This window comes from Streptomyces sp. NPDC052020 (assembly GCF_040680575.1).
GTDB lineage: Bacteria > Actinomycetota > Actinomycetes > Streptomycetales > Streptomycetaceae > Streptomyces.
Genome location: NZ_JBFAWY010000034.1, coordinates 1 through 23,210, shown reverse-complemented (window position 1 = coordinate 23,210; position 23,210 = coordinate 1). Strand labels below are relative to the sequence as shown.

Genomic DNA, 23,210 nt, shown 5'->3' with positions numbered 1-23,210 from the left:
GGGACACGCTTCACCGGGTCCCCTCCCCCGAGGTCGCCGAGCCTCCGGCCGCGGGCAGGGGCAGCAGCGGGCCGCCCAGGCTGATCTCGTTGAGGTTGGCGCGGCCGTGGAGCATGCCGGTGCCGGGATCGTAGGCGCGCACGACGTTGCCCGCGGCCAGCGGTGCGACGTCGAGGGTCTCGGCCAGCGAGGCGCGCTGCCGGACCAGGGTCTCGGTGATCGGCACCAGTGCGTCGACGTTCTTCTTCAGCTCGCCCCGGTTGTCCTCGATGAAGGTCTTGACCCGGGCGAGCGCGGTGCCCAGTTCCTCCAGGGCGCCGGCCAGGTCGTCCTTGTTGTCGGCGAAGAAGCCGACGACCGTGTCCAGGCGTTCCTGGGCGGCGCGGACGTCGGTGTCCTTGTCCGCGAGCATGGTGGTGAAGGTCTGGAGGCTGCCGAGGGTGGCGAAGAGGTCGTCGCTGGAGCCGTCGAGGGTCTTGGCGGCCCTGCCGAACTCCGCCACGGCGTCACCGATGGCCTCGCCGTTGCCGTCGAGGTTGGCGGCGCCGGTCCTCAGCAGTTCGGACAGGGCACCGGAGGAGTTGGCGCCGTCGGGTCCCAGGGCCTTGCTGAGGTCCGTGATCGACGCGTAGAGCTGGTCGATCTCGACCGGGGTGCGATTGCGGGAGGCGGGGAGCACGGCCCCGTCGTCCAGGGTGCGTCCCGAGCGGTAGGCCGGGGTGAGCTGCACGTAGCGGTCGGCGACGACGCTGGGTGCCACGACCACGGCGCGGGCCGCGGCGGGGACCTGTACGCCCTCGTCGAGGGCGAGCTCGACCCGCACCCGGGTGCCCTGTGGTCGCACGGTCTCCACCTCGCCGACGCGGACGCCGAGGACGCGCAGGTCGGAACCGGCGTAGATGCCGACGGCACGGTCGAAGTAGGCGGTGACGCGGATACCGCCGTCATCGAGGGCCCGTACCGTGGCGAGGCCGGCGGCGACCACGGCGAGGGCGATCGCCGCCGCGAGGAGTCTTCTGCGTCTGTTCATCGTTCACCGCTCCCCCGGGCCGCCTGCTGCTTCGGAGGCATGCACCCGTTCGTGGGCTGGGACTGTGCGGGCAGGTAGTCGCGGGGCACGACCCCGCAGAGGTAGCTGTCGAACCAGCGGCCGTTGCCGAGGGTGTTGCCGACGAGGCGGTAGTAGGGGCCGGCCAGGGCGAGGGTCCGGTCCAGCCGGGCGCCGTTCTTCTCCAGGACGCTCGTGACCCGGCCCAGTGCCTCCAGGGTGGGACCCAGGTGCCTGTCGTTCTCCTCGACCAGCCCCTTCAGCTCGGTGCCGAGGTCGCGGCTGCCCTCCAGCAGGGCGTTGATGGCGTCCCGGCGGTCCCGCAGTTCGCCGAGGAGCGGGCCCGCGTCCTCGATGAGGGTCTCGAAGCCGGCCTTCTTCATCTCCAGCGTCTTGGTGAACCGGGCGCTGGCCTTGAGGAGTTCGGACAGTTCGCGGTCGCGCTTCGAGACGGTCCTCGACAGCTCGGACAGGCCGGTGGCGGCCTCGCGGACGTGCGGCGGTGACTTCTCGAAGGTCGTGGCGATGGTCTCGAAGCTCTCGGCGAGCCGCCGGGTGTCGAGGGCGTCGACGGTGCCGCTGAGGTCCTGGAACGCCTGCGTGACGTCGTACGGGGACGTGGTGCGGTGCCGCGGGATGCGGTCGCCGGGGTCCTGCCGGGCCGAGCCGAGGGGATCGAGGGCCAGGTACTTGTCGCCGAGCAGCGTCTTGATGGCGATGGCGGCGGTGGTCCGGTCGCCGATCCAGGCGTCCTCGACCTCGAAGGTCACCTTCACCCGGTCGCCGTCGAGGGCGACGGACGTGACCTCGCCGACCTTGACGCCGGCGACGCGCACCTCGTCGCCGTCACCGAGGCCGGCCGCCTCGGTGAAGTCGGCGGTGTAGGTGGTGCCGCCGCCGCTCAGGGAGAGCCGGTCGGCGTTGTAGGCGAAGACGGTGAGCAGGGCCAGCAGGAGGAGACCGACGATCGCGACGGCGACCGGGTCGCGGTCCTTGACCGGCTTCAGGCGGGGTGCGCTTTGGCGGCGGGGCGCGGGCGCGGTCCCGGCGCGGCGTCCGGGTCGCGGCAGGCTCATGCTCCGCACCTCGCCTCGGTGACCGCGACGCCGGTGGGCGGTTCGGAGCCCGTGGACGTGGTGACCGGGCCCACACGCGCCTCGCAGAGGTAGAGGTTGAACCAGGAGCCGTACGAGGACAGGCGGCCCAGCGCGGTCATCTTGGCGGGCGTCCGGGCGAGGAAGTCCTCGATCTGCGGGGTGGCGTCGCCGAGGTTGCCGGCGAGCCGGCCCAGTTCGCGGATGTCCTGCTTGAGCGGGGCGCGTCCTTCCTCCAGGAGGTCGGCGGTCACCGTGGTCAGATCACCCATGGCAGCCACGGCCCTGCCGAGGGGTTCGCGGTCGTCCTTGAAGCCGGTGACGAGCTTGCGCAGGGTGTCGACGAGGTCCTCGAACTCGGCCTCGCGGTCGTTGAGGGTCCTCAGGACCGTGTTGAGGTTCTTCACCACCTCGCCCACCACCTTGTCCTTGGCGGCGACCGTCGTGCTGACGGAGCCGATGTGCCGGATGAGGCTGTCGACGGTGCCGCCCTCGCCCTGGAGCACCTGGACGATGGAGCCGGCGAGTTCGTTGACGTCCTTCGGGGACAGACCCTCGAAGAGCGGCTTGAACCCGTTGAACAGCAGCGTGAGGTCGAGGGCGGGCGTGGTGCGGTCCAGGGGGATGGTGTCGCCGGCGTCGAGGGCTCCGGTGAGGTCGCCGCTGCCCCGGTCGAGGGCGATGTAGCGCTGTCCGACCATGTTGAGGTACTTCACGGCGGCGGTGGTCGAGCGGGGCAGGGTGCGGTCGTCGCGGACGCTGAAGGTGACCTGGGCGGTGCGCCGGTCGACGACACGGACGTCCGTGACCTCGCCGACCTCGACGCCGGAGATGCGCACGCTGTCGCCGTCGGTGACGCCGGTGGCGTCGGTGAACAGCGCCTTGTACGAGACGCTGTCGTCGCCGACGCCGGTGCCGGCGACGCTCAGTCCGAGGACGGTCGTGGCCAGCGCGGTGACCACCACGAAGGCGAGGGATTTCAGCAGCGGTCCGGTCAGCGGGCGGCGCCGGGTGGGTGCGGTGCGGCGGGGCGTCATCGCAGGGTCACCTCCGTGCCGCGCAGCGCCGGGCCCGCGAGGAGGCTGCTCCACTCGGGAAGGTCGGCGGCGGCCTTGCCGGCGGCGGGCGCGAGGAGTTCGTTGACGAGGTCGTTCTCCTGCGGGGAGTTGGCCGGGCCGAGGGCCTGGCCCGCCGAGGCCGGCACCTGTACGGCGGGTTTCGCCGAGACCCCGAGATAGGGCACGGGGTAGCAGCGGGGGCCGCCGCCGGCGCCGTAGGAGGGGGTGTCGCTGCCGGGGCGGTAGGCGCCGCGGGAGGTGACGGTGGTGACGTCGACGCGCAGGCCCGGCCGGTCGGTGCCCTTGCCGAGGGCCTTGTCCATGGCCGGGACGAAGTCGGCGAGGGTGCGCAGGGTGCAGGGGAAGGCCGAGGAGTACTCGGCGAGGAGCTGGAGGGTCGGCCGGGAGGTGGCGGAGAGCCGGATGATGTTGTCGCGGTTCTTCCGCAGGAAGGCGGTGACGTCCTCGGCCGTGCCGGTGGTGGCGCCGAAGGTGCCGGCCAGCTCGCTCTCCTTCTCGGCGAGGGTGCCGCTGGTGGTGGTGAAGTCGGTGAGGGCCGTGAGGATGCCGGGCGCGGAGTCGGCGTACACGTGGCTGACCTTCACGAGTTCTCTCAGATCGCGGTTGAGGGTGGGCAGGTGCGGGTTGAGCTCGCGCAGGTGGGATTCGAGGAGGGTGAGGGTGTCCCCGAGCCGGTCGCCGCGTCCCTCCAGGGCCTGGGAGACGGCGGAGAGGGTGGCGGAGAGCTTCTGCGGCTGGACGGCGGTGAGCATGGGCAGGACGTTGTCCAGCACCTGCTGGAGTTCGACGGCGCTCGCCGAGCGGTCCTGCGGGATGACGGCACCGGCGGCCAGCGTCCGGGACGAGGGTGACGCGGACGGCACGAGGGCGACGAAACGCTCGCCGAACAGGGTGGTCGGCAGCATCTGGGCGCGCACGTCGGCCGGGATGTCGTCGAGGGCGCCGGGCCGCAGGGCGAGGGTGAGCCGGGCGCCGTCGTCGGTGGCGTCGATCTCGCGGACCTCGCCGACGACGACGCCGCGCAGCTTGACCTCGGCGCCCAGGTGCATCTCGTTGCCGACGCTCGCCGCCTCCACCACCACGGGGGCGAAGTCGGTGAACCTCTTGTCGTAGACGGCGATCGCGAGCCACACCAGCAGGACGGGGACCACCAGGAAGACCACTCCGGCGAGCCGGCGCCGCACGGTCGCACCGCGTGCCGTGTCCACTGCGGTCATGTCAGCCCGCCACCTTCACGGTCGTGGTGGCGCCCCACAGGGCCAGCGACAGGAAGAAGTCGGTGACGCTGATCAGCACGATGGCGTTGCGCACCGACCGGCCGACGGCGACGCCGACGCCCGCCGGGCCGCCGTGGGCGCGGTAACCGTGGTAACAGTGGGCGAGGATCACCATCACGCTGAAGATCAGCACCTTCAGGACGGAGAGCAGCACGTCCGTGGGTGACAGGAACAGGTTGAAGTAGTGGTCGTAGGTGCCCCGGGACTGGCCGTTGAAGAGGACCGTGACGTAGCGGGAGGCCAGGTAGGAGGAGAGCAGGCCGATCGCGTAGAGGGGGACGATGGCGACGACGCCGGCGATGACGCGGGTGGTGACCAGGTAGGGCAGGGAGCGGATGCCCATGCCTTCGAGCGCGTCGACCTCCTCGTTGATGCGCATGGCGCCGAGCTGGGCGGTGAAGCCGGCGCCCACGGTCGCGGAGAGGGCGAGTCCGGCGACGAGCGGGGCGATCTCCCGGGTGTTGAAGTACGCGGAGACGAAGCCGGTGAAGGCCGCGGTACCGATCTGGTCGAGCGCCGCGTATCCCTGGAGCCCGACGACGGTGCCGGTGAACAGGGTCATCGCGATCATCACGCCGATGGTGCCGCCGATGACCCCGAGGCCGCCGGTGCCGAAGGCGACCTCGGCGAGCAGCCGCTGCACCTCTCTGCGGTAGCGGTGCAGGGTGCGCGGGGTCCAGAGCAGACAGCGGACGTAGAACAGGAGTTGGTCGCCGGAGCGGTCGAGCCAGACGAGCGGGGAGGCCACGGCCTCAGCCTCCCTTCGGGGGAACGAGTTGGAGGTAGACGGCCGTCATCACCATGTTCACGAAGAAGAGCAGCAGGAAGGTGATGACGACGGACTGGTTGACCGCGTCGCCGACGCCCTTGGGGCCGCCGCGCGGGTTCAGGCCCCGGTAGGCGGCGACGACGCCCGCGATGAACCCGAAGACCAGGGCCTTGAGTTCGCTGATGTAGAGGTCGGGCAGCTGGGCGAGGGCGGAGAAGCTGGAGAGGTAGGCGCCGGGGGTGCCGTCCTGGAGGAAGACGTTGAAGACGTAGCCGCCGAGGATGCCGACCACGGAGACCAGCCCGTTGAGCAGCACCGCGACACCCATGGTGGCCAGGACGCGGGGGACGACCAGGCGTTGCACGGGTGAGACGCCCATGACCTCCATGGCGTCCAGTTCCTCGCGGATGGTGCGCGAGCCGAGGTCGGCGCAGATGGCGGAGCCGGCCGCGCCCGCGATCAGCAGGGCGACGATGAGGGGGCTGGCCTGCTGGACGACGGCCAGCACGCTGGCGCCGCCGGTGAAGGACTGGGCACCGAGCTGCTGGGTGAGGGAGCCGACCTGGAGGGCGATCACGGCGCCGAAGGGGATCGAGACGAGGGCCGCGGGCAGGATCGTGACGCCGGCGATGAACCAGAACTGCTCGACGAACTCCCGGAACTGGAAGGGCCGCCGGAAGACCGCACGGGCCACCTCCGCGGCGAGCGCGAAGAGCCGGCCGGTCTGCCGCAGGGCACCGGTGATCATGCGCCGCTCCCGGTGGCCGGCGTCCGCGGCGCCGGGGCGGGCGTGCCCGGGGCGCCGGGAGCACCGTGCCCGGCGTCCGCGGTGCCGGCGGGGCGGGCGTAGGTGCGCTCGATGGCGGCGCGGGCGGGCGGCGGCAGCCGGTCGAGCATGCCCAGGACCCGCTCTCGGCGCCGGATGACCGCACGGCGCGCCGGAAGACCGGGGGACGGCTCCAGTTGCGGGGTGATCTCCCTCGGGCCGTCCGCGCCGCGCGACCCTGCCGCCTCGGCGGCGAGGGTGGCGGCGTCCTTTTCCTCCGACATCCCGATGGGTCCCTCGCGGCGGCCGGCCAGGAACTGGGCCACCACCGGCTCCTCGCTGGTGAGCAGCACCTCGCGCGGCCCGAAGGTGACCAGTTCGCGCCGGAAGAGCATGCCCATGTTGTCGGGGACCGTGGCGGCGATGTCGAGGTTGTGGGTGACGATCAGCATCGTCGCGTCGATCTGGGCGTTGAGGTCGATCAGCAACTGGGAGAGGTAGGCGGTGCGGACGGGGTCCAGCCCGGAGTCGGGTTCGTCGCACAGGATGATCTGCGGGTCCAGCACCAGCGCGCGGGCGAGTCCGGCCCGCTTGCGCATGCCACCGCTGATCTCCCCCGGCAGTTTGCCCTCGGCGCCCAGCAGACCGACGACCTCGATCCGCTCCATGACGATGCGGCGGATCTCCGACTCCTTCTTCCGGGTGTGCTCGCGCAGCGGAAAGGCGATGTTGTCGAAGAGGGACATGGACCCGAAAAGGGCGCCGTCCTGGAACATGAGCCCGAATTTTTTCCGGGTTTCATAGATGTCCCGTTCCGGACTGTTCACCATGTCCACTCCGTCGATCAGAACGCGACCGCGTTCCGGTTTCAGCAGACCGATGAGCGACTTGAGGAATACCGTCTTTCCGGTGCCGGACGGCCCGAGCATGACGCTCACCTCCCCGGCCGGCAGGGTGAGGCTCACGTCCTGCCAGATCTTCTGCTTGCCGAATGACTTGGTAAGGCCCTCGACCACCACTTCGATTCCCATATCACCTCCAAAGCGGCTGGGGTCGGCGTGCGTCGCCGGGCCCACGCCCAGCCGGTGCACGGTTCGCTGACAACGGGTCGGGCGCCGGCCTCCTCGTTCTTTGTCATCACGCAGACAAACCGCATCGACGCTTTGTCCCGCCGGGTGCGGGGCAGGGTCGCGCGGTCCGGGAGGGGAGGGCTCCGCGCGGCCCCGCCAACGGATGTCCGCCCCTGAAGGACGGCAAGGCCGGGCTGTGTCCCTCGCGCCTTCCCGGTATGGCGGGGGCCTCACCAGGAGATCAGCGCCGTGCCCGGCACGCTACGACTGAGTAACCTACGCGGGCAAGAGGCGAATACGAGTTTCCCGAAGGTTTCGGCCGAGCCGCCGCGCGTTTGTCACCACGGCGACAATCGGCCGCTCGTTTTTTGTCATCCGGTGAGCAAGGTGCGGCCGGCCGGGAGCCCGGGGAGCGTCTCCCACCTCCTTTGGAGCCAACCGGAACCGGCCCCGATGGCGGCGCCTTGCTTAGCAGCGGATGACTATGCCGGGCTCCGGACCACTCACCGGGGGGACAGATGTCTCCAGTTCTCCAAAAAATCATGACCGGCGCCATTGTTCGCCTAAGTTTCCCGCAAGTAACGTCATGGCTCGCGGTCAGTGATTTCCGGGCCGCACTCCGTCCGGTCCCCACTCCACAGGCACGGGCGCGTTCCCTCTCCGCCGGCCAATCCACAAAGGAGTCCCCACCTCATGAAGACAACCCTGACAAGATTCGCCGTCGTGGCGGGCGCGGGCACCGCCGCCTTCGCCATGGCGGTCGCCCCGGCTTCGGCGGTACCGTCCACGGTCTGGACCGTCACCCCGTCGCCGACCGGCTTCTCGGCGGTCAACAGCGGGAACATCGTGCTGACCGCCAACATCCCGATGACGTGTACGACGTCCAGCGCCTCGGGCACCATGGCCAGCGCCACCGGCAACCCCGCGGCGGTGGCCAGCATCACCGCCATCAACTTCGGCACCAGTTCCTCGCCGTGCACCAGCGTCCTGGGCAACGTCACGACCGTTCCCACCACCCCCTGGGCCGTCGTCGCCCAGGACTACAACGCCTCGACCGGCGTGACCACGGGCTATGTCAACAACGTCAAGGCGAAGGTGACCGCCGGCGCCTGCGTGTTCAACGTGCAGGGCAAGGCCACCGCCACCTACACCAACGCCACCGGCATACTCGCGGTCGCCAGCGTCAGCGGCGAGCTGGTCGTCACCTCGGCCTCCGGCTGCGGCACCGTGGTCACCACCGCCACCAAGCCCACCTTCAAGGGCAACTACGCGGTCAAGGTCTCGGGCACCACCACCATCCCGAAGATCGTCGGGTCCAACCCGTAAGCAGGGCGTGGCTCGCCGTCCGGCCGGTGACCCCGGCCGGACGTGAGGGCCGCCGGCACGCCGCGACCGCCACCGGCCGCCCGGACCGTGGAACGACTCGAGTGGAGTGACAGATGACAGGCCCCCGCACCACCGTCCGCCGGACCGTCGGCAGCCGCGCCCGCGGCGCGGCGATCGCCGCGTTCGTCGTGCTGGCGGCCACCGTTCCCGCGGCGGCGGGGGCGGCGGGTACGCAGGAGATCGACGCCGCGCTGCCGTACACGTGCCTGTTCCCCTCCGGTCGGCAGCCGGCGACGGTACGCGTCTCGGCAGCCTTCCCGGAGCAGGTGGCGGCCGGTGAGCCGATCGAGCCGTCGGACGTGACCACGGCCGTCGAGTTGCCGGAACCCGCGGTGGCGGACCTCGCGGCGCTGGGCGCGACCGGTGTCCGGGCGGCGACCCGGCTCTCCGTCGGGGTGACGCAGGGCGAGGCCGCCGCCGAGGCGACCTGGCGCGGCACCGCGGAGACGACGGAGCTGTCCGGCTCCGGACCGCTGACGCTGACCGCGACGGGGGACGTGCCCTCGGTGACCGGGCGAGGGGCGGGCGCACTGGTCATGACGGCCGGCGGCTTCGCCCTGGACCTGGCTCTGAGCACCGCGGACGGCGGCCCCGCCGAGCCCGGCCCGGTGACCGTCGACTGCGCCCTCGCCGAGGGGGCCCCGGACGGCGGCCGGCTGGCCACGGTCCGGGTCGGCACCGGCGAGGAGGGCGGCACACCCGCCCCGAGCGGATCACCGTCCGGGGCGCCCTCCGCCTCCGGGACGCCGGGACAGCCGCGGGACGAACCGGCCGGCCGGCAGGGCGAGCGGGCCCCGGAGGCCGCGGAGCCCGCGCCGGGAGGTGCCGCCGTCGAGCGGGACGCGCCGATCTGCAAGTACGACGAGAAGTACCCGGCCGGGCCGATGTCGCTGAACGCGTACATCACCGGTTACTCCAACGTGAACAAGCTCGACGGGGCCGTCCTCGTCCCGCCGTTCTGCACGCTCATCACCCAGGGCGAGCCCCAGTTCGAGTTCTTCCCGGACTTCAGCGGCGCCACCATCACCCAGCACTCCACCGCCGACCTCTGGTACCGGCAGCGCAAACAGACCCCGCCCTTCGAAGGGACCTTCCTGACCTTCGACTTCACACCGGTCACGGCCACGATGGTGCTGGAGCAGACGGGTCCGATGACCATCGACTCGCACGGCACCACCGACTTCGCGTTCACCAGCACCGACACGTACGTCCGCGCGCCGGTCGTGCTCCGCGTGACGTCCCTGGAGGTCAACGGCACTCCGCTGGACGTGGGGTCGACGTGCCGGACGAGGACGTCCCTCGCCTCCCCGGACCCGGAGCCGGCGAAGTACCCCGGTGACCATCTGGTCCTGCACGGCAGGGGCGAGCAGGTCACCGGCGAACCCGCCACCGGCTACCTGCTGCTGTCCGGGGGGCCGCTCACCGGCGAGGTGGCCATCCCCGCCTTCACGGGCTGCGGCACGGCCGGGGGCGAGAACCTCGACCGCCTGCTCACGGCCTCCGTGTCCGGCCCCGGCAACTACGTCAAGCAGATCCAGGGGCAGGTCTGCTTCGTCTCGGCCGAGGTGCCCAACCCCGACGAGTGCACCCCCGACCTCCAGCCCCTGGAGGTCCCGGTGGCCGAACGCTGAACCGCGCCGCCCGCACCACCAGCCCCCTGCTCCGTCCCCTCCCCGACCCGGAAGGCCACATCATGCGGTTTCCCTTCGGCGCCAGAGTCGCCACCACCGCCACCGCCCTCGGTACCGCGCTCGGTGCCTTCGCCACCATGGGCACCGCGACCGCGGCGGCCAGCGTGCCCAACGGCGAGTGGGCACCCTTCACCCGGTGTCCCGTGGACGCCCCGGCGATGCTGGCCGCCGACGGCCTGGCCCGCACCCCGCAGTGCGTGGTCTCCACCTCGCCGAGCGGCACCATCAAGCTGGGCAAGACCACCGTGACCACGGGCAGGACCAACCTCCAGATCGGTGTCGTGCAGAACTCCGACGGGACCAGCTCCGTGGTGGCCCCGGCGGGCGGGGCCCTCGTCGCCGACTCCGCGACCGTCCCCGGCGGACTGCTGGGCCTGATGTGCCCGAGCGACATCCCCGCGATCACGGGCATCTGCGAACAGCTCGGCAACAGCACCCTGAACAAGATCACAGCGACGGTGGAGTCCGTCGGCGCCCCCTACGACTTCGACCAGACCGCCGGAATCCTCACCGACCAGCCGATCGTGGCCATACCGGTCCGCATCCACCTGGAGAACCCGTTCCTCGGCAGCAAGTGCTACATCGGCACCGCGGCCGACCCCATCGTGCTCCGTCCGGAGAACCGGCAGTTCCCCGAGTTCGGCTTGTCCTTCTTCCGCGGTGACGGCACGGTCGCCGACGACGGCGAGATGAGCCGCATCAACCTCACCGGGGCGACGCAGAACGACAGTTCCTTCGCCGTGCCCGGCGCCAGCGGGTGCGGGCTGGGCATGTTCGGCCTGATCGACGCGGCGGTCAACGCCAAGACCGGGCTGCCCTCCGCCGCCGGCAACAACAGCCTGACGCTCAACAGCGCCCAGACCCACCTCGCCGGCCTGAACGCCCCGGGCACGGTGGCCCCCGACGCGGGCAAGCGCCTGGCGGAGAACTGGCACTCGGCGGTCGGATAAGAGCCGCGCGACGGCGATTCCCAGCCGTACCGGTCGGCGCACCGCGTCCCACCGCGTCGAAATGTGCACGGACTGTGTACGGCCTCCCCGCACTTGATTTAGCTTCAGCAGCCCAGACACACACGCCGATCCGGTCGTGTGCCGCCCCTGTGAAGGACCGGGGGCACACGACCGGTACACCGTGGGCACCGGAGAGCAAGGGACGGCACTCATGCCTTCACACACGCGGCCGCCGGAAGGCGGTGAACCGCTGGAACCACTGCCCAAGGAGTTCGCCGCCTTCATGCGGCCCGAGTTACCCGGCCTCATGAAGGAGATCGGCGCCGAGGTCACCCGTGCCTACCCCGTGTACGGGCGGCTGCTCAACGGGCCCAACGCCGACGCGTTCCGCCAGGGCGTCGAACAGGCCCTGTACGCCTTCGTGGACCGCGTCACCGATCCCGGCAAGAACGCCGCGCTCCGTGACGAACTGCTGCGCAGGTTCGGCCGCATGGAAGCCTACGAGGGACGCGAACTGGCCACGCTCCAAGGGGCGTACCGGCTCGGGGCGCGTATCGCGCTGCGCCGTACAAGGGCTCTGGGCCGACAGTACCAGCTCTCCCCCGCCACGATACTCGCCTTCGCCGACGCCCTGTTCGCCTACGTCGAGGAACTGGAGCAGATCTCCCGCGAGGGCTACACCGAGGTGCAGTCGCGGGCCTCCTCCGAAGTCCCGGCCCAACGCAGACGGTTGCTCCACCTCATCCTGGCCGGTCCTCCCCTGCCCCAGGCGCTGTCCGGGCTCTGTGAGGCCGCCGCCTGGCCCCTGCCCTCCGACGTCACCATGGTCGCCCTGCGCTCACCGATCCCCGAGTACGTGCAGGCCGGGCTGGCCGACGACGTCCTCTTCGACCTCGACGTCCCACAGCCGCATCTGCTGGTGCCCGGAGCCCTCACTCCGGAGCGTCTGACGATGCTCGACGCGGCCCTGGCGGGCTCGCACGCCGTGGTGGGGCTGACCGTGCCGCTGGCCCAGGCGGCCGACTCCGTACGCTGGGCCCGGCGGGTGCTGGGGCTGATCGACGAGGGGGTCGTGGCCGACGCTTCCCTGGTCCGCTGCGAGGACCATCTGCTGACGCTGTGGCTCCTGTCGGACCCGGCACTCGTCACCCATCTCGCGGCCAGGGAGCTGGCGCCCGTGGACGGTCTGCCGGCCAGCCGCCGCGACCGGCTCCTGGAGACCTTGCGCGCGCACGTCTCGACCCGGGCGCCGGCGGAGCAGGTGGGCGAGATGCTGGGCGTGCACGCCCAGACGGTGCGCTACCGCCTGCGCAGCCTGGACGCCCTGCTGGGCGACCGCCTCGCGGACCCCGATCACCGCTTCGCCCTGGAGGCCACGCTGCGCGCCCTGCACCTGCTCCCCAGCGAGGCCGGGAAGCGGACGAGGTAGCGACGAACCCCTGCCCGATCTCGGCGCCACGGCGCGCGACCAGGTCCGCGTCCGGCTCAAGGATCTCCGGCGCGAGGCCCGCGTCGAACGCCGCACGAGTCGAGTACGAACTCAGCCTCGGCGACCCGCGAGTTCCGCCGGGAGCCGGGTATGCCCCGCACACGGCGAGAACAACCCGCTCACCCGGCCCGGGCACCGCCTGCCGTAGCCGGCGGCGGTCCGGCCGGGAGCCCGCCGCACGGGCGCCTACCGGGGCCGCGCGCCTGCACGGCCCCGGTGCGCGCCCGTTCAGGCGCGCGGCCCACCGCGGCGCCGGGCCGCGGCGGCGCCGCCCGGGTCCGCCATCAGACGGGAGCCGGTGAGCCGTTCGCCGAAGACGTCGTCCGGGTTGGACAGCACACAGGTGTCCAGGGACAGGCAACCGCAGCCGATGCAGTCGGCCAGATGGTCGCGCAGCCGGTTCAGCTGCTGGATGCGCTCTTCCAGTTCGGAGCGCCAGGCTTCGGAGAGGCGGGCCCAGTCCTCCCGGGTGGGCGTGCGCTCCTCCGGCAGCTCGGCCAGCGCCTCGCGGATGGTGGCGAGCGGGATGCCGACGCGCTGCGCGGCGCGGATGAAGGCGACCCGGCGCAGGGTGTCACGGCTGAAGCGGCGCTGGTTGCCCGCGGTGCGGCGGCTGGTGATCAGGCCCTTGGACTCGTAGAAGTGCAGGGCGGAGACGGCGGCGCCGCTGCGCGCGGCAAGCTGGCCGACCGTGAGCTCGTGGACCTTACATGGAATCTGGGGCACTCTTCGAACCCTACCGACCCCGCAACCCGCCCCTTCCGTTGACACCGTCCGCACCGCCGGAGCATGCTAAGCAGTCGCTTAGATTAGTGGCGCGAGAACGACACGAGCACCAGAACCAAGGGCAACGACCCTGTGACACGGGAGGCCGGGACATGGCAGAGCCGAGGATCTTCACCTCCGTCGACGAGCTGAAGGCGGCCGTGGGCGAGCGGCTGGGACACACCGACTGGCTGGAGATCGACCAGAAGCGGATCGACCTGTTCGCGGAGGCGACCGGTGACCACCAGTGGATCCACGTGGATCCCGAGAAGGCCGCCCGGGGACCGTTCGGCACCACCATCGCCCACGGCTACCTGACCCTCTCCCTGCTGCCCCTCTTCGGGCCGCAGCTGATCCGGGTCGAGGGCGTGAAGATGGGTGTCAACTACGGCACCAACAAGGTCCGTTTCCCCTCCCCCGTCCCCGTCGGCTCGCGGCTGCGCGCCACGGCGGCGATCTCGGCGGTCGAGGAGGTGAAGGACGCGGTCCAGGTGACCCTCGCCTTCACCGTGGAGCGCGAGGGCGGCGAGAAGCCGGTGTGCGTCGCGGAGTCCGTCTCGCGCTACTACCTCTGAGCCGCCCCCGGGCGTACCTCCGAGCTGCCTCCTGGCGTACCTCCGAGCTACCCCCGGGCGGCGCCGGGGTGCTTGGCCCCCACCATCCGCAGCACGAGGTCGGCGTAGAGCGCGCCGACCTCGTCCGGCGTCCGGGGGCCCTCGATGTTGAACCAGCGGGCGACGTCGATGCACAGCGAGAGCACGGCGAGCGTGGTGCCCTTGACGTCGGTCACGTCGAACTCGCCCGCCGCCACGCCGTCCTCGATGATGCCGCGCACCTCGGCGTCGACCTGGCGGCGCAGCGCGAGGATCTCGGCGCGGGCGTCCGGGCCGAGCGCGTCCAGCTCGTACTGGACGACGCGTGCGGTGGTGCGCCGTCCCGCGTGCCAGCGCACGAAGGAGCTCACCGCGCCGGCGAGCCGCTCGGCGGCGCTCCCCTCGCCCCCGGCCGCCGTGCGCAGGATGTCCAGCGCCTTGTCGTGGCCGATCCGGCTGATGCGGTGGAGCAGCTCTTCCTTGGTCTTGTAGTGGATGTAGAGCGCGGCCGGGCTCATGCCGGCGCGGCCCGCGATGTCGCGGGTCGTCGTCGCGTGGTAGCCGCGCTCGGCGAAGGCCTCCACGGCGGCGACCAGCAGCCGCCGGGCCGCGTCCGGGGTGACCTCGCCCCACGGCTCCGCCTCGCCGCCCGCCGTCTGCTCCGCCGTACTCATCGCTCGCTCGCCCCTCTCGGTGACAGGAGCTCCCACCATACCGCCGAAGGTGAGCGGGCGCTTAGGCTGCTCGTGCGGCCGGGTGACCGGGGGCCGGGCGGCTCACAGCTTCTCGAAGGGGTCGTGCTCGGCGAGCAGCTTCTCCAGCCGCGCCTGCTCGACCCGGCTCACGATCTGTCCGGCCTCCTGGCGGTCGCGGATGACCTTGGACAGGGTGAAGGCGGAGGTGACCAGGTACAGGACGGCGATGCCGAGGAAGGCGCGGACCCAGGCGTCGGCACGGAGGTTGAAGATGCCGAGCGCCGTGGCGGCCAGGGCGACCGCGAAGGACGCGACGGCCTGCCCGTAGAAGGCGGCCGTGGTCTGCTGCTTGACCGGAGTGTCGCTCATGGGCACAAGGATCGGCGGACGCGGGGCGCGCCACATCCGCCGGGATACTCAGAAGGTACTCAGAAGGCCGAGACCCCGGTCAGCGCCCGCCCGATGACGAGCTTCTGGATCTGGCTGGTGCCCTCGTAGAGGGTCATCACCCGGGCGTCGCGCAGCAGCTTGCCCGCCGGGTACTCGTCGATGTAGCCGTAGCCGCCGAAGACTTGCAGGGCGTTGTTGGCGGCGCGGACGGCCGCCTCGGAGGCGAACAGCTTGGCCTTGGAGGACTCGACGGCGAAGGGCTGCCCGCGGTCGATCAGGTCGGCGACCCGCCAGGTCAGCAGCCGGGCGGCGTCGACGTCGACGGCGATGTCGCTGAGCAGCTCCTGGACGAGCTGGTGGTGGGCGATGGCCTTCCCGAACTGCTCGCGCTCGCCCGCGTACCGCACGGCCGCGTCCAGGGCGGCCTGGGCTATGCCGACACAGCCCGCCGCGACCGACATCCGGCCCTTGGCGAGGGCGGACATGGCGACCGAGAAGCCCTTGCCCTCCGGCGCCAGCATGGCGGACGCGGGGACGCGCACGTCCTCCAGCACCAGCTCGGCGGTGGCCTGGCCGCGCAGGCCGAGCTTGCCGTGGATGGTGCGCCGGGTCAGGCCGGGGGTGTCGGCCGGGACGAGGAAGGCGGAGACGCCCTTGTGGCCGGGGGCGTCGGTGGAGCGGGCGAAGAGCAGCACGACGTCGGCCCAGGTGCCGTTGGTGATGAACATCTTCGCGCCGTTGATGACGTACGTGTCGCCGTCGCGGACCGCGCGGGTGGACAGGTTGCCGGCGTCGGAGCCGGTGCCCGGCTCGGTGAGCCCGAAGCAGCCGACGTACTCCCCGGAGGTGAGCCCCGGCAGCCAGCGCCGCTTCTGCTCCTCGCTCCCCCAGGCGGCGATGGTCTTGGCGACCAGCCCGAGCGAGACGGAGACGATGCCGCGCACGGAGGAGTCCCCGCGGCCGAGTTCCTCGGTCACCAGGCAGTAGGCGAGGTGGTCGCCGCCCGAGCCGCCGTACTCCTCGTCGATGGTCAGGCCGAGGAAGCCGACCTCGCCCAGCTTCCTGACGATGCCGCGGTCGACCTCCTCCGCGCGGTCCCAGGCGACGACGTGGGGGGTGATCTCCCGCTCGACGAAGTCCCGGGCGAGCCGCCGGACGGCGGTCTGTTCCTCGCTGAGCTCCAGGTTCATGCCGAGTCACCCCACAGAAGACGGATGGCGCAAGCCGTAGCTTGAAAGCCGGACCTTTAAATTAGCACTGCTAGTTTCTGGTCGCAGCCCTACTATGTGCGCCATGGCCCGACCGCGCAAGCCCCTGCTCAGCACCGACCGCATCGTGGAAGCGGCCCGTGCCCTGGTCGACGCGGAGGGCCTCGCGGCCGTCTCCACGCGCCGGCTCGCCGCCGAGCTGGGGGTCAGCGGACCCTCGCTCTACAACCACTTCCGCACCAAGGACGAGATCCTGGAGGCGGTCGCCGACTCGGTGAGCGCCCAGGTCGACCTGTCGATGTTCGAGGACGGGCGGGACTGGCGGACCGCGCTGCACGACTGGGCGGTCTCCTACCGGGCCGCCCTGCGCGACCACCCGAACATCGTGCCGGTCCTGGCCCGCGGCCCCGGCCGCCGCCCGGCCGCGCTGCGCCTGGCGGACGCCGTCTACGGCGCGATGGTCGACGCGGGCTGGTCCCCGGCGCAGGCCACGTCCATCGGCGCGCTGATGCGGTACTTCATCATGGGCTCGGCGCTCGGCTCCTTCGCCGGGGGCTTCGTGGACGACGCGAGCGCCTACGACCCCGCCGACTACCCGCACCTCGGCCAGGCCCACCTGCTGGCCGAGCAGCAGGAGAAGATCGACGAGCGGGCGTTCGAGACCGGGCTGACCGCGCTGCTGGACGGCCTGGCACGGCAGTACGAACAGGTCGAGCGGTCCGCCTAGGGTCTTTCGTTCGGATCGGCGGCGGATCGCCGAGCGCCTGTCCGGAGCGATCCGCCCCGAGGTGTGGGTGATCGACGGCTGCGGGGAGGGGGCCGCCGCCGGCCCGGATTCACCGGGCGACGGTGAACAGGGCCAGGCCGCTGGACCAGGTGAGGCCGACAGAGCGTACGTCGTCGAGGGAGACCAGACCGTCGACCATGCCGGCGGCCAGCGGGTAGTGGTCGGCGGGCCAGTCGTCCTGGGGCAGCATGTCGTCGACCGCGTAGATGCCTCCCGGCTTCAGCAGCGCGAGGGTCTCGCGTACCAGCTCGTACTTACCGGGAACCGTGTCGGCGAAGATCAGGTCGTAGGTGCCGGGGCGCTGCCCGCGCAGGAACTCGGCACCGTCGCCGGTGACGAACGTCAGACGTTCGTCGGCACCAAGGTGTTTGCGCGCCACGGCGATCAGGCTGTCGTCGAGTTCGACGGACGTCAGCGTCGAGGTGGCGTCCATGCCGGACCGCAGCCAGGCCGTACCCACTCCGGTGCCCGTGCCGATCTCCAGGAAGCGGCCGCCGGGCTTGGTGGAGACGAGGAGGCGCAGCAACTGGCCGGCTCCGTCGAAGCAGGACATATCGAAGCCCAGGGCGGTGGTGTCCGCCACGATGGCGTCGAGTTCGGCGGGGACGAAGGTGTTGAAGCGCTCGAGGTCGAAGACCTCGGGGCGCACGGACTGCGGGACCTCGGGGCGGGAGGTGGTCACGGCTGGGGCTCCTCACTGATGGTGAACAGGCTGTCTTCCCGCTGCCATTGCCGTACGGCGCGGGCATCGCTCTCGACGACGGAGCGGTCCGGGTGAAGGAAGTAGGCGTACCCGGGGGTGCCGAGCGTGTCGACGGTCTCGGTCACCGGAGTGCCCGGCTCGGGCACTCCGACGAAGCTGTGGAACGAGGGCAGCGCCTTGATCCGGGCACGTCCCGGGAAGCCGGTAAGCGTCCCGGAACGGCTGAACAGGAAGGAAGCCTCGGCGAGATGCTCGCGGAGCGTGTAGGGGTCCGCGTCGAGGCGCTGCCGGAAGCGCTCCGGGTCGGTGTACGCCTCGGCCAGCAGTCCGGTCTGGGTGTGTCCCAGGGCGCGGGTGAAGGATTCCGTGTCGATGGACGCGCCCATCAGCCTGGCGTTCGCCTCGACCAGCACGGGACCGGACGCGGTCCACATGACCTCGCAGTGCGCGGCGCCGTAGGCGAACCCGAGGGCGTCGAGGGCGGCCTCGACGTAGGTGCGCAGCGCGGACTCGACCAGCCCCTCGGCGGGCTGTAGCGTCATGCTCTCGAACAAGTACGCCCCGCCAGGCCTGCGGCGCCGGTCCAGCCGCCAGATGTCACTGGTCAGATGGGCGCCGGCCCAGCTGACGGTGTTGACGAAGTACTGGGTTCCCTCGAGGAACTCCTGGCCGAGGACCTCGTTGTTGACGCGGCCCAGGCGGTTGCGCTGGCCGATCAGCGCGTCGAAGGCGGCCAGGGCCTGCGCGGCGTCCTCACAGACCTGGACGCCGTCGCTGCACGAGCTGTCCACGGGCTTGACCACGACTGGGTAACGGCCGTGCCCGTCCAGCCAGCCGGCCAGGGCCGCGCGGTCGGCGGTGCGGATCTGCCGGGCGTGTGGAACCCCGGCCTCGCGCAGCCGCTCGTGCATGGCGTACTTGTCCCGTCTCCACGGCGTCGTCGCGGCCGCGTTCGTCTCGCGGATGCCGAGGGCGGTGCCGAGTCGGTCGGCGAGTTCCACCCCGGGTTCGCTGCCGGCGACGACGAAGCGGGGGCCCCAGAGCCTCAGTTCGCGGACGAGCCGCTCGAACGACTCCTCGCCGCCCGAGTCGTCGAGAGCGAACTCGGCCGAGTACAGGTCTCGTCCGGCGGGCGTGCGCGGGACGCCGAGGTAAGCCGGGGCACTTGCGACATGGCCGCAGTCAACACCGCGTGCCCGCAGCTCCCTGGCGAGGTGGAGTCCGGTGGAGATGCCGTCGACCACGCAGATGCGCGACGGCGCCGGCGCCCGGTGGACTTCCGTGTCTTCTCCGGGGTGTGTCACGTGTTGTTCCTCGCAACCGTACGGGACCGCATCAGGTCGGCGCAGATTTGCCGGGCGACGTGTGCGGAGTTGGAGACGATCAGCTCGATGTTGTTGATGTAGGGGTGGCTGCCGCTGGTGGGATGTCCCACGGCGTGCAGGGCGGGCACGGGCCGGCCGTCCCGGTCCAGCAGGTTTCCGCCGGGGAAGGTGACCCGGGCCCCGCCGGTGGGCAGCTCGCGCAGCTGTCCCTCGTGGAGGAGGTGCGCGTAGAGGTTTCGCGAGCCCGGGGACACCAGATACTTGCTGGGACCCATGGCGTTGATCACGTGGTCGACGGTGAGGTCCGCCCCGCCCCGGAAGGAGAGCCGGAAGCCGCCCTCCTCGCCCGGCCTGATGGTGTGCAGGCCGCCGTGCACGCGCAGCCGGTCGGCGCGCAGCAGGGCGAGCAGCTTGCGTGCGTTGATGAGCGGAATGGCGGCGTTCTTGTGAAGAAGCGGGGCGTACTGCGTGCGCATGAATGCGAGCAGTTCTTCCTCGTCCAGTTGCGGCCACACCTGGTCCATACCGAGATGCGCGGAATAGCGCTGGGCGAAATTCCCGTCCGTTGGGTGCTTGGCCTGGCGCACGCTTTCGGCGAATTGCTGGACGGGATCGCCCTGGTTCGATTCCGCAGTGTTTCGGTGTGAGCTCAGAAAGCGCTGGAAAACGGCCAGCGCCGATTCCAGCGAGGCGGGTTTCCCGGCGTTTTCGCCGTCGGCCCCGCTGGCCTCGTTGTAGATTTCCTGCTGCACGGTGTACTCGGCCTTCACCTCGGGGAGAAGCCCGCGCCGCGAGACCATATGGACGGGAGCGCGGTGCCCGGTGTGGTGCAGGGTCAGCGCGACGTCGACCGCGGACAGGGAGCTGCCGAGGATCACCACCGGGGAATCCCGCGGTATGCCCCTGAGGCGCGCGGAGGCCGGGTACGGGTGCTCTACGTAGCCGGGTGTGCCGGTGAGGCCGTAGACGTCCTCGGGCCGGTTCGGGCCGGTGGCGAGGACGGTCTTGCGTGCCTCGAGTGCCCGGCCTGACGAAAGCCGCAGGCGAGAGCCCGACTCGTGCGGCGTGAGTCGTTCCACCCAGTCGTCCACCACCTCGACCTCCAGGCCCGGCGGAGGTGAGTCGAGCAGGTCGTGGAAACGCTCGCGCAAATACTCGCCGTACAGGGCGCGCGACACATGGGCGTGTTCGACGGGTTCCTCGCCGCGGTGGCCGCCCCGCGCGAGGAGCCAGCGCATGAAGTCCGCTCCGTCCCAGGAACGGATCGACAGGGCGTGCGCCGGAGTGTTCATGAGCAGCCATGGGTGATCGGGTCCGTAGACCCGTCCGTGGCCGCGCCGGAGATCCCGGTCGATGATGACGATGGAAAGGCGGTCCAGGCGTTCTATCTGAAATGAATGAACTAGTTCCGAAAATATCGCGGTTCCTGATGCCCCGGCACCGATGATAGCCACGTCTGCTGGCTGCATTTCTAACTCCCGGTGCGAATCGGCTCAGCCGGATCGATCTTGATCGAAGAGATCGCTGGGCGTCTATGACGAAGAGCACACCAGAGCCGGATGTGGCGCAGGTCACTCCAGGTCATGCCACTTTTGATTCCGAATTCAACTACAGGTATATGCTGCTGCCATTGATGTGTAAAACTACTCTCGCTTGACCCCTACGGCCGGACTCTCTGGGCCGGATTTTCTGAAGGGCGGGGAGCTACATGCAGGACGTGGACGAGCGGGCGTCGGACTCCGCGCTCGGCGAGCAGACCGCCGGGGGCACCCTCTCCAGGCCCTACCGCCGGCTCACCATCGGCGTGGTGTCCGTAGTGGCGCTGATCGCCTTCGAGGCGACGGCGGTGGCCACCGCCATGCCGGCCGCCGCCCGCGGGCTGCACGGAGTGGACCTCTACGCCTTCGCGTTCTCCGCCTACTTCACCACCAGCCTCGCCGCGATGGTGCTGTCCGGGCAGTGGTGCGACCGGCGCGGCCCGCTGGCGCCGCTCACCGCCGGTCTGGCCCTCTTCACCGCTGGACTGCTGCTCGCCGGGGCGGCACCCGCCATGGGGGTGTTCCTGCTCGGGCGGGCCACACAGGGACTGGGCGGCGGACTCGTCATCGTCGCGCTGTACGTCGTGGTCAACCGCGCCTACCCCGAGCGGCTGCGGCCCGCGGTCATGGCCGCCTTCTCCGCCTCCTGGGTGGTGCCCGGCATCGTCGGGCCGCTCGTCGCCGGGCTCATCACTCAGCACGCCGGCTGGCGTTGGGTCTTCCTCGCGGTGCCGGCCGCCATGGTGCCCGCCCTGTTCCTAGCGCTCCCCGCCGTGCGTCATACCGCATCCGGCCCGGTGGACGGCGCCCTGGCGGAACCTGATCCGCGGCGCGTCCGGCTGGCCTTCGTCGTCTCTGCGGGCGCCGCTCTGCTGCAGTACGCGGGGCAGCGACTGGACCCGCTCGCCCTGCTGCCGGCAGCGGTCGGTGCCGCGCTGCTTCTCCCGGCCGTGCGCGCGCTGATGCCGCTCGGGACTTTCCGGGCCGCCCGGGGACTCCCCGCGGTGATCCTGCTGCGTGGGGTGGCCGCCGGGTCGTTCATAGCGGCGGAGAGCTTCCTGCCGCTGATGCTGGTCAGTCGACGGCACATGTCCGTCACCCTCGCCGGGCTCTCCCTCGCCGGTGGCGGGTTGACCTGGGCACTCGGCTCGTACCTGCAGAGCCGCCCGGCGCTCCAGCAGCACCGGCAGAGGCTGTGCCAGGCGGGCATGGTGCTGGTCGCGGCTGCGATCGCCGGGGCCGCGCTGCCGCTGGCGCACGGCATCCCCGCGTGGGCCACCGCGCTCGCCTGGTGCGTGGGCGGCTTCGGCATGGGCATCGTGGTCTCGTCGGTGGGCGTGCTGTTGATGGAGCTTTCGGAGCCGGCCGAGGCCGGTGGCAACTCGGCCGCGCTGCAATTGTCCGACAGCCTGTCCAACGTCCTGCTGCTTGCCGTGTGCGGCGTGGTCTTCGCCGCGCTGGGCGGCGGCTCGGCCGGCGGCGGGCCGGGCCAGGGCCCGATACCGGCCGGGGCGTTCCTCGCCGTCTTCCTCCTGCTCTCGCTCGTAGCCCTCGCCGGGGTCCTGGTGGCCGGACGCTTCCGGACGCCCGGCTCGGCCCGAACCCCGCAGAACGCGCCCATGTGATACTGCGTCTGGCTCAATGCCCAGGTCATGCCGGTCGCACCGCCTGTCCACGACCACGCCGCCGCACGAAACGGAACCCACATGCCCTCGGTCCCCCCGCTCACTTCCCTGGTACACCAGCACCTCGCGGACGCTCTCTCGGCCACCCTGTCCGAGGCCGCGGACCCGCTGCTGCGACGAAGCGACCGGGCCGACTTCCAGGCCAACGGGATCCTGGCGCTGGCCAAGAAGGCAAAGGTGAACCCGCGCGAGCTGGCCCAGCAGGTCGTCTCCCGGATCGTCACGGGTGAGGTGATCGGGGACGTGGAAGTCTCCGGCCCGGGTTTCCTGAACATCACCGTCACCGACCGGGCGATCACCGAGAACCTCGCGGCGCGCGCCGCGGACGGCGATCGGCTCGGCGTGCCGTTCGTCGACGCCCCCGGCACGACGGTGATCGACTACGCGCAGCCGAACGTGGCGAAGGAGATGCACGTCGGTCATCTGCGCAACACCGTCATCGGCGACTCGGTCACCAGGCTTCTGGAGTTCACCGGCGAGAACGTGATCCGGCGCCATCACATCGGCGACTGGGGCACCCAGTTCGGCATGCTCATCCAGTACCTCTTGGAACACCCGGACGAGCTGGCGCACAAGGGCGGGCAGGCGGCCGGCGAGGAAGCCATGTCCAACCTCAACCGGGTTTACAAGGCCGCGCGCAAGCTGTTCGACTCCGACGAGGAGTTCAAGACGCGCGCCCGCCGCCGGGTGGTCGACCTCCAGGCCGGCGATGCCGAGACGCGCGCCATCTGGCAGCGGCTCGTGGACGAGTCGAAGATCTACTTCTACTCCGTCTTCGACAAGCTCGACGTCGAGATCCGTGAGGCGGACATCGTCGGCGAGTCCGGGTACAACGACATGCTGGCCGAGACCTGCCGCCTGCTGGAGGAGTCCGGCGTCGCGGTCCGCTCCGAGGGCGCCCT

22 protein-coding genes are annotated in these 23,210 nt (G+C 71.1%); 8 read left to right on the top strand and 14 right to left on the bottom strand.

Annotation, left to right across the window (positions count from 1 at the left end):
• Positions 1-10: 10 nt before the first annotated feature.
• From AB0L74_RS27675 to AB0L74_RS27645, 7 genes are read right to left on the bottom strand one after another with little or no spacing between them, the layout of a single operon-like run.
• Positions 11-1,030, bottom strand: a complete 1,020-nt coding sequence (locus AB0L74_RS27675) for an MCE family protein (RefSeq protein ID WP_365657945.1) — start codon at positions 1,028-1,030, stop codon at positions 11-13.
• Positions 1,027-2,124, bottom strand: a complete 1,098-nt coding sequence (locus tag AB0L74_RS27670; protein ID WP_365657942.1) for an MCE family protein — start codon at positions 2,122-2,124, stop codon at positions 1,027-1,029. Before AB0L74_RS27670 ends, AB0L74_RS27675 begins: the two co-directional genes overlap by 4 nt.
• Positions 2,121-3,179 carry an MlaD family protein gene (locus AB0L74_RS27665; RefSeq protein WP_365657939.1) on the bottom strand — a complete coding sequence of 353 codons (1,059 nt, stop codon included), beginning with the start codon at positions 3,177-3,179 and terminating at the stop codon, positions 2,121-2,123. The genes AB0L74_RS27670 and AB0L74_RS27665 overlap by 4 nt, the downstream gene beginning before the upstream one ends.
• On the bottom strand, positions 3,176-4,438 hold the full coding sequence (locus AB0L74_RS27660; RefSeq protein WP_365657936.1) for an MCE family protein: 1,263 nt from the start codon (positions 4,436-4,438) through the stop codon (positions 3,176-3,178). Before AB0L74_RS27660 ends, AB0L74_RS27665 begins: the two co-directional genes overlap by 4 nt.
• Position 4,439: 1 nt before the next feature.
• Positions 4,440-5,246 (bottom strand): ABC transporter permease, encoded by an 807-nt coding sequence (locus AB0L74_RS27655; protein WP_365657933.1) that lies wholly within the window; start codon positions 5,244-5,246, stop codon positions 4,440-4,442.
• 4 nt (positions 5,247-5,250) lie between these two features.
• Positions 5,251-6,015 (bottom strand): ABC transporter permease, encoded by a 765-nt coding sequence (locus tag AB0L74_RS27650; protein WP_365657930.1) that lies wholly within the window; start codon positions 6,013-6,015, stop codon positions 5,251-5,253.
• Positions 6,012-7,064 (bottom strand): ATP-binding cassette domain-containing protein, encoded by a 1,053-nt coding sequence (locus AB0L74_RS27645; protein ID WP_365657927.1) that lies wholly within the window; start codon positions 7,062-7,064, stop codon positions 6,012-6,014. The genes AB0L74_RS27650 and AB0L74_RS27645 overlap by 4 nt, the downstream gene beginning before the upstream one ends.
• A 732-nt stretch (positions 7,065-7,796) precedes the next feature.
• Between AB0L74_RS27645 and AB0L74_RS27640 the strand changes: the two genes are divergently transcribed.
• The 4 genes from AB0L74_RS27640 (at position 7,797) to AB0L74_RS27625 (ending at position 12,559) form a co-directional block, all read left to right on the top strand.
• Complete coding sequence (locus AB0L74_RS27640) at positions 7,797-8,429, top strand: hypothetical protein (RefSeq protein ID WP_365657924.1); 633 nt, start codon at positions 7,797-7,799, stop codon at positions 8,427-8,429.
• Between the two features lie 113 nt (positions 8,430-8,542).
• On the top strand, positions 8,543-10,120 hold the full coding sequence (locus AB0L74_RS27635) for a DUF6801 domain-containing protein (RefSeq protein ID WP_365657921.1): 1,578 nt from the start codon (positions 8,543-8,545) through the stop codon (positions 10,118-10,120).
• 62 nt (positions 10,121-10,182) lie between these two features.
• On the top strand, positions 10,183-11,130 hold the full coding sequence (locus AB0L74_RS27630) for a hypothetical protein (protein ID WP_365657916.1): 948 nt from the start codon (positions 10,183-10,185) through the stop codon (positions 11,128-11,130).
• A gap of 211 nt (positions 11,131-11,341) precedes the next feature.
• The gene (locus AB0L74_RS27625; protein WP_365657913.1) at positions 11,342-12,559 is read left to right on the top strand and encodes a helix-turn-helix domain-containing protein; all 1,218 of its coding nucleotides are present in this window, start codon (positions 11,342-11,344) and stop codon (positions 12,557-12,559) included.
• Between the two features lie 288 nt (positions 12,560-12,847).
• Here AB0L74_RS27625 and soxR read toward each other — a convergent pair whose 3' ends face one another.
• Positions 12,848-13,345, bottom strand: coding sequence for a redox-sensitive transcriptional activator SoxR (gene soxR / locus AB0L74_RS27620; protein WP_365657910.1), 498 nt, complete (start codon positions 13,343-13,345; stop codon positions 12,848-12,850).
• Between the two features lie 152 nt (positions 13,346-13,497).
• Between soxR and AB0L74_RS27615 the strand changes: the two genes are divergently transcribed.
• A complete protein-coding gene (locus tag AB0L74_RS27615) occupies positions 13,498-13,959 on the top strand; it encodes a MaoC family dehydratase (protein WP_365657907.1) in 462 nt (153 codons plus the stop codon).
• A gap of 47 nt (positions 13,960-14,006) precedes the next feature.
• Here AB0L74_RS27615 and AB0L74_RS27610 read toward each other — a convergent pair whose 3' ends face one another.
• The 3 genes from AB0L74_RS27610 to AB0L74_RS27600 all read right to left on the bottom strand — a co-directional run bounded on the left by AB0L74_RS27610 (position 14,007) and on the right by AB0L74_RS27600 (position 16,252).
• Positions 14,007-14,651: a TetR/AcrR family transcriptional regulator gene (locus AB0L74_RS27610; protein WP_365657905.1), complete on the bottom strand. Its 645-nt coding sequence runs from the start codon at positions 14,649-14,651 to the stop codon at positions 14,007-14,009.
• Positions 14,652-14,753: 102 nt separating this feature from the next.
• Positions 14,754-15,041 (bottom strand): YiaA/YiaB family inner membrane protein, encoded by a 288-nt coding sequence (locus tag AB0L74_RS27605; RefSeq protein ID WP_365657902.1) that lies wholly within the window; start codon positions 15,039-15,041, stop codon positions 14,754-14,756.
• A gap of 59 nt (positions 15,042-15,100) precedes the next feature.
• The gene (locus AB0L74_RS27600) at positions 15,101-16,252 is read right to left on the bottom strand and encodes an acyl-CoA dehydrogenase family protein (RefSeq protein WP_365657899.1); all 1,152 of its coding nucleotides are present in this window, start codon (positions 16,250-16,252) and stop codon (positions 15,101-15,103) included.
• A 103-nt stretch (positions 16,253-16,355) separates the two neighbouring features.
• Here AB0L74_RS27600 and AB0L74_RS27595 point away from each other — a divergent pair, with 103 nt between their 5' ends.
• Positions 16,356-16,997 carry a TetR/AcrR family transcriptional regulator gene (locus tag AB0L74_RS27595; RefSeq protein WP_365657896.1) on the top strand — a complete coding sequence of 214 codons (642 nt, stop codon included), beginning with the start codon at positions 16,356-16,358 and terminating at the stop codon, positions 16,995-16,997.
• Positions 16,998-17,106: 109 nt separating this feature from the next.
• Here AB0L74_RS27595 and AB0L74_RS27590 read toward each other — a convergent pair whose 3' ends face one another.
• Genes AB0L74_RS27590 through AB0L74_RS27580 form a run of 3 tightly spaced genes read right to left on the bottom strand, consistent with a single transcriptional unit; the run spans position 17,107 to position 20,554 of the window.
• Positions 17,107-17,739, bottom strand: a complete 633-nt coding sequence (locus AB0L74_RS27590; protein ID WP_365657893.1) for a class I SAM-dependent methyltransferase — start codon at positions 17,737-17,739, stop codon at positions 17,107-17,109.
• Positions 17,736-19,064 (bottom strand): ATP-grasp domain-containing protein, encoded by a 1,329-nt coding sequence (locus AB0L74_RS27585; RefSeq protein ID WP_365657891.1) that lies wholly within the window; start codon positions 19,062-19,064, stop codon positions 17,736-17,738. The genes AB0L74_RS27590 and AB0L74_RS27585 overlap by 4 nt, the downstream gene beginning before the upstream one ends.
• Positions 19,061-20,554, bottom strand: a complete 1,494-nt coding sequence (locus tag AB0L74_RS27580; protein WP_365657888.1) for an FAD/NAD(P)-binding protein — start codon at positions 20,552-20,554, stop codon at positions 19,061-19,063. Before AB0L74_RS27580 ends, AB0L74_RS27585 begins: the two co-directional genes overlap by 4 nt.
• A gap of 239 nt (positions 20,555-20,793) precedes the next feature.
• On the opposite strand from AB0L74_RS27580, the gene AB0L74_RS27575 reads away from it, so the two are divergent.
• Together AB0L74_RS27575 and argS are read left to right on the top strand one after the other, a co-directional pair.
• Positions 20,794-22,248 (top strand): MFS transporter, encoded by a 1,455-nt coding sequence (locus tag AB0L74_RS27575; protein ID WP_365657885.1) that lies wholly within the window; start codon positions 20,794-20,796, stop codon positions 22,246-22,248.
• Between the two features lie 81 nt (positions 22,249-22,329).
• Positions 22,330-23,210, top strand: an 881-nt coding sequence (argS, locus tag AB0L74_RS27570) for an arginine--tRNA ligase (RefSeq protein WP_365657882.1), incomplete at its 3' end; no start/stop codon positions are given.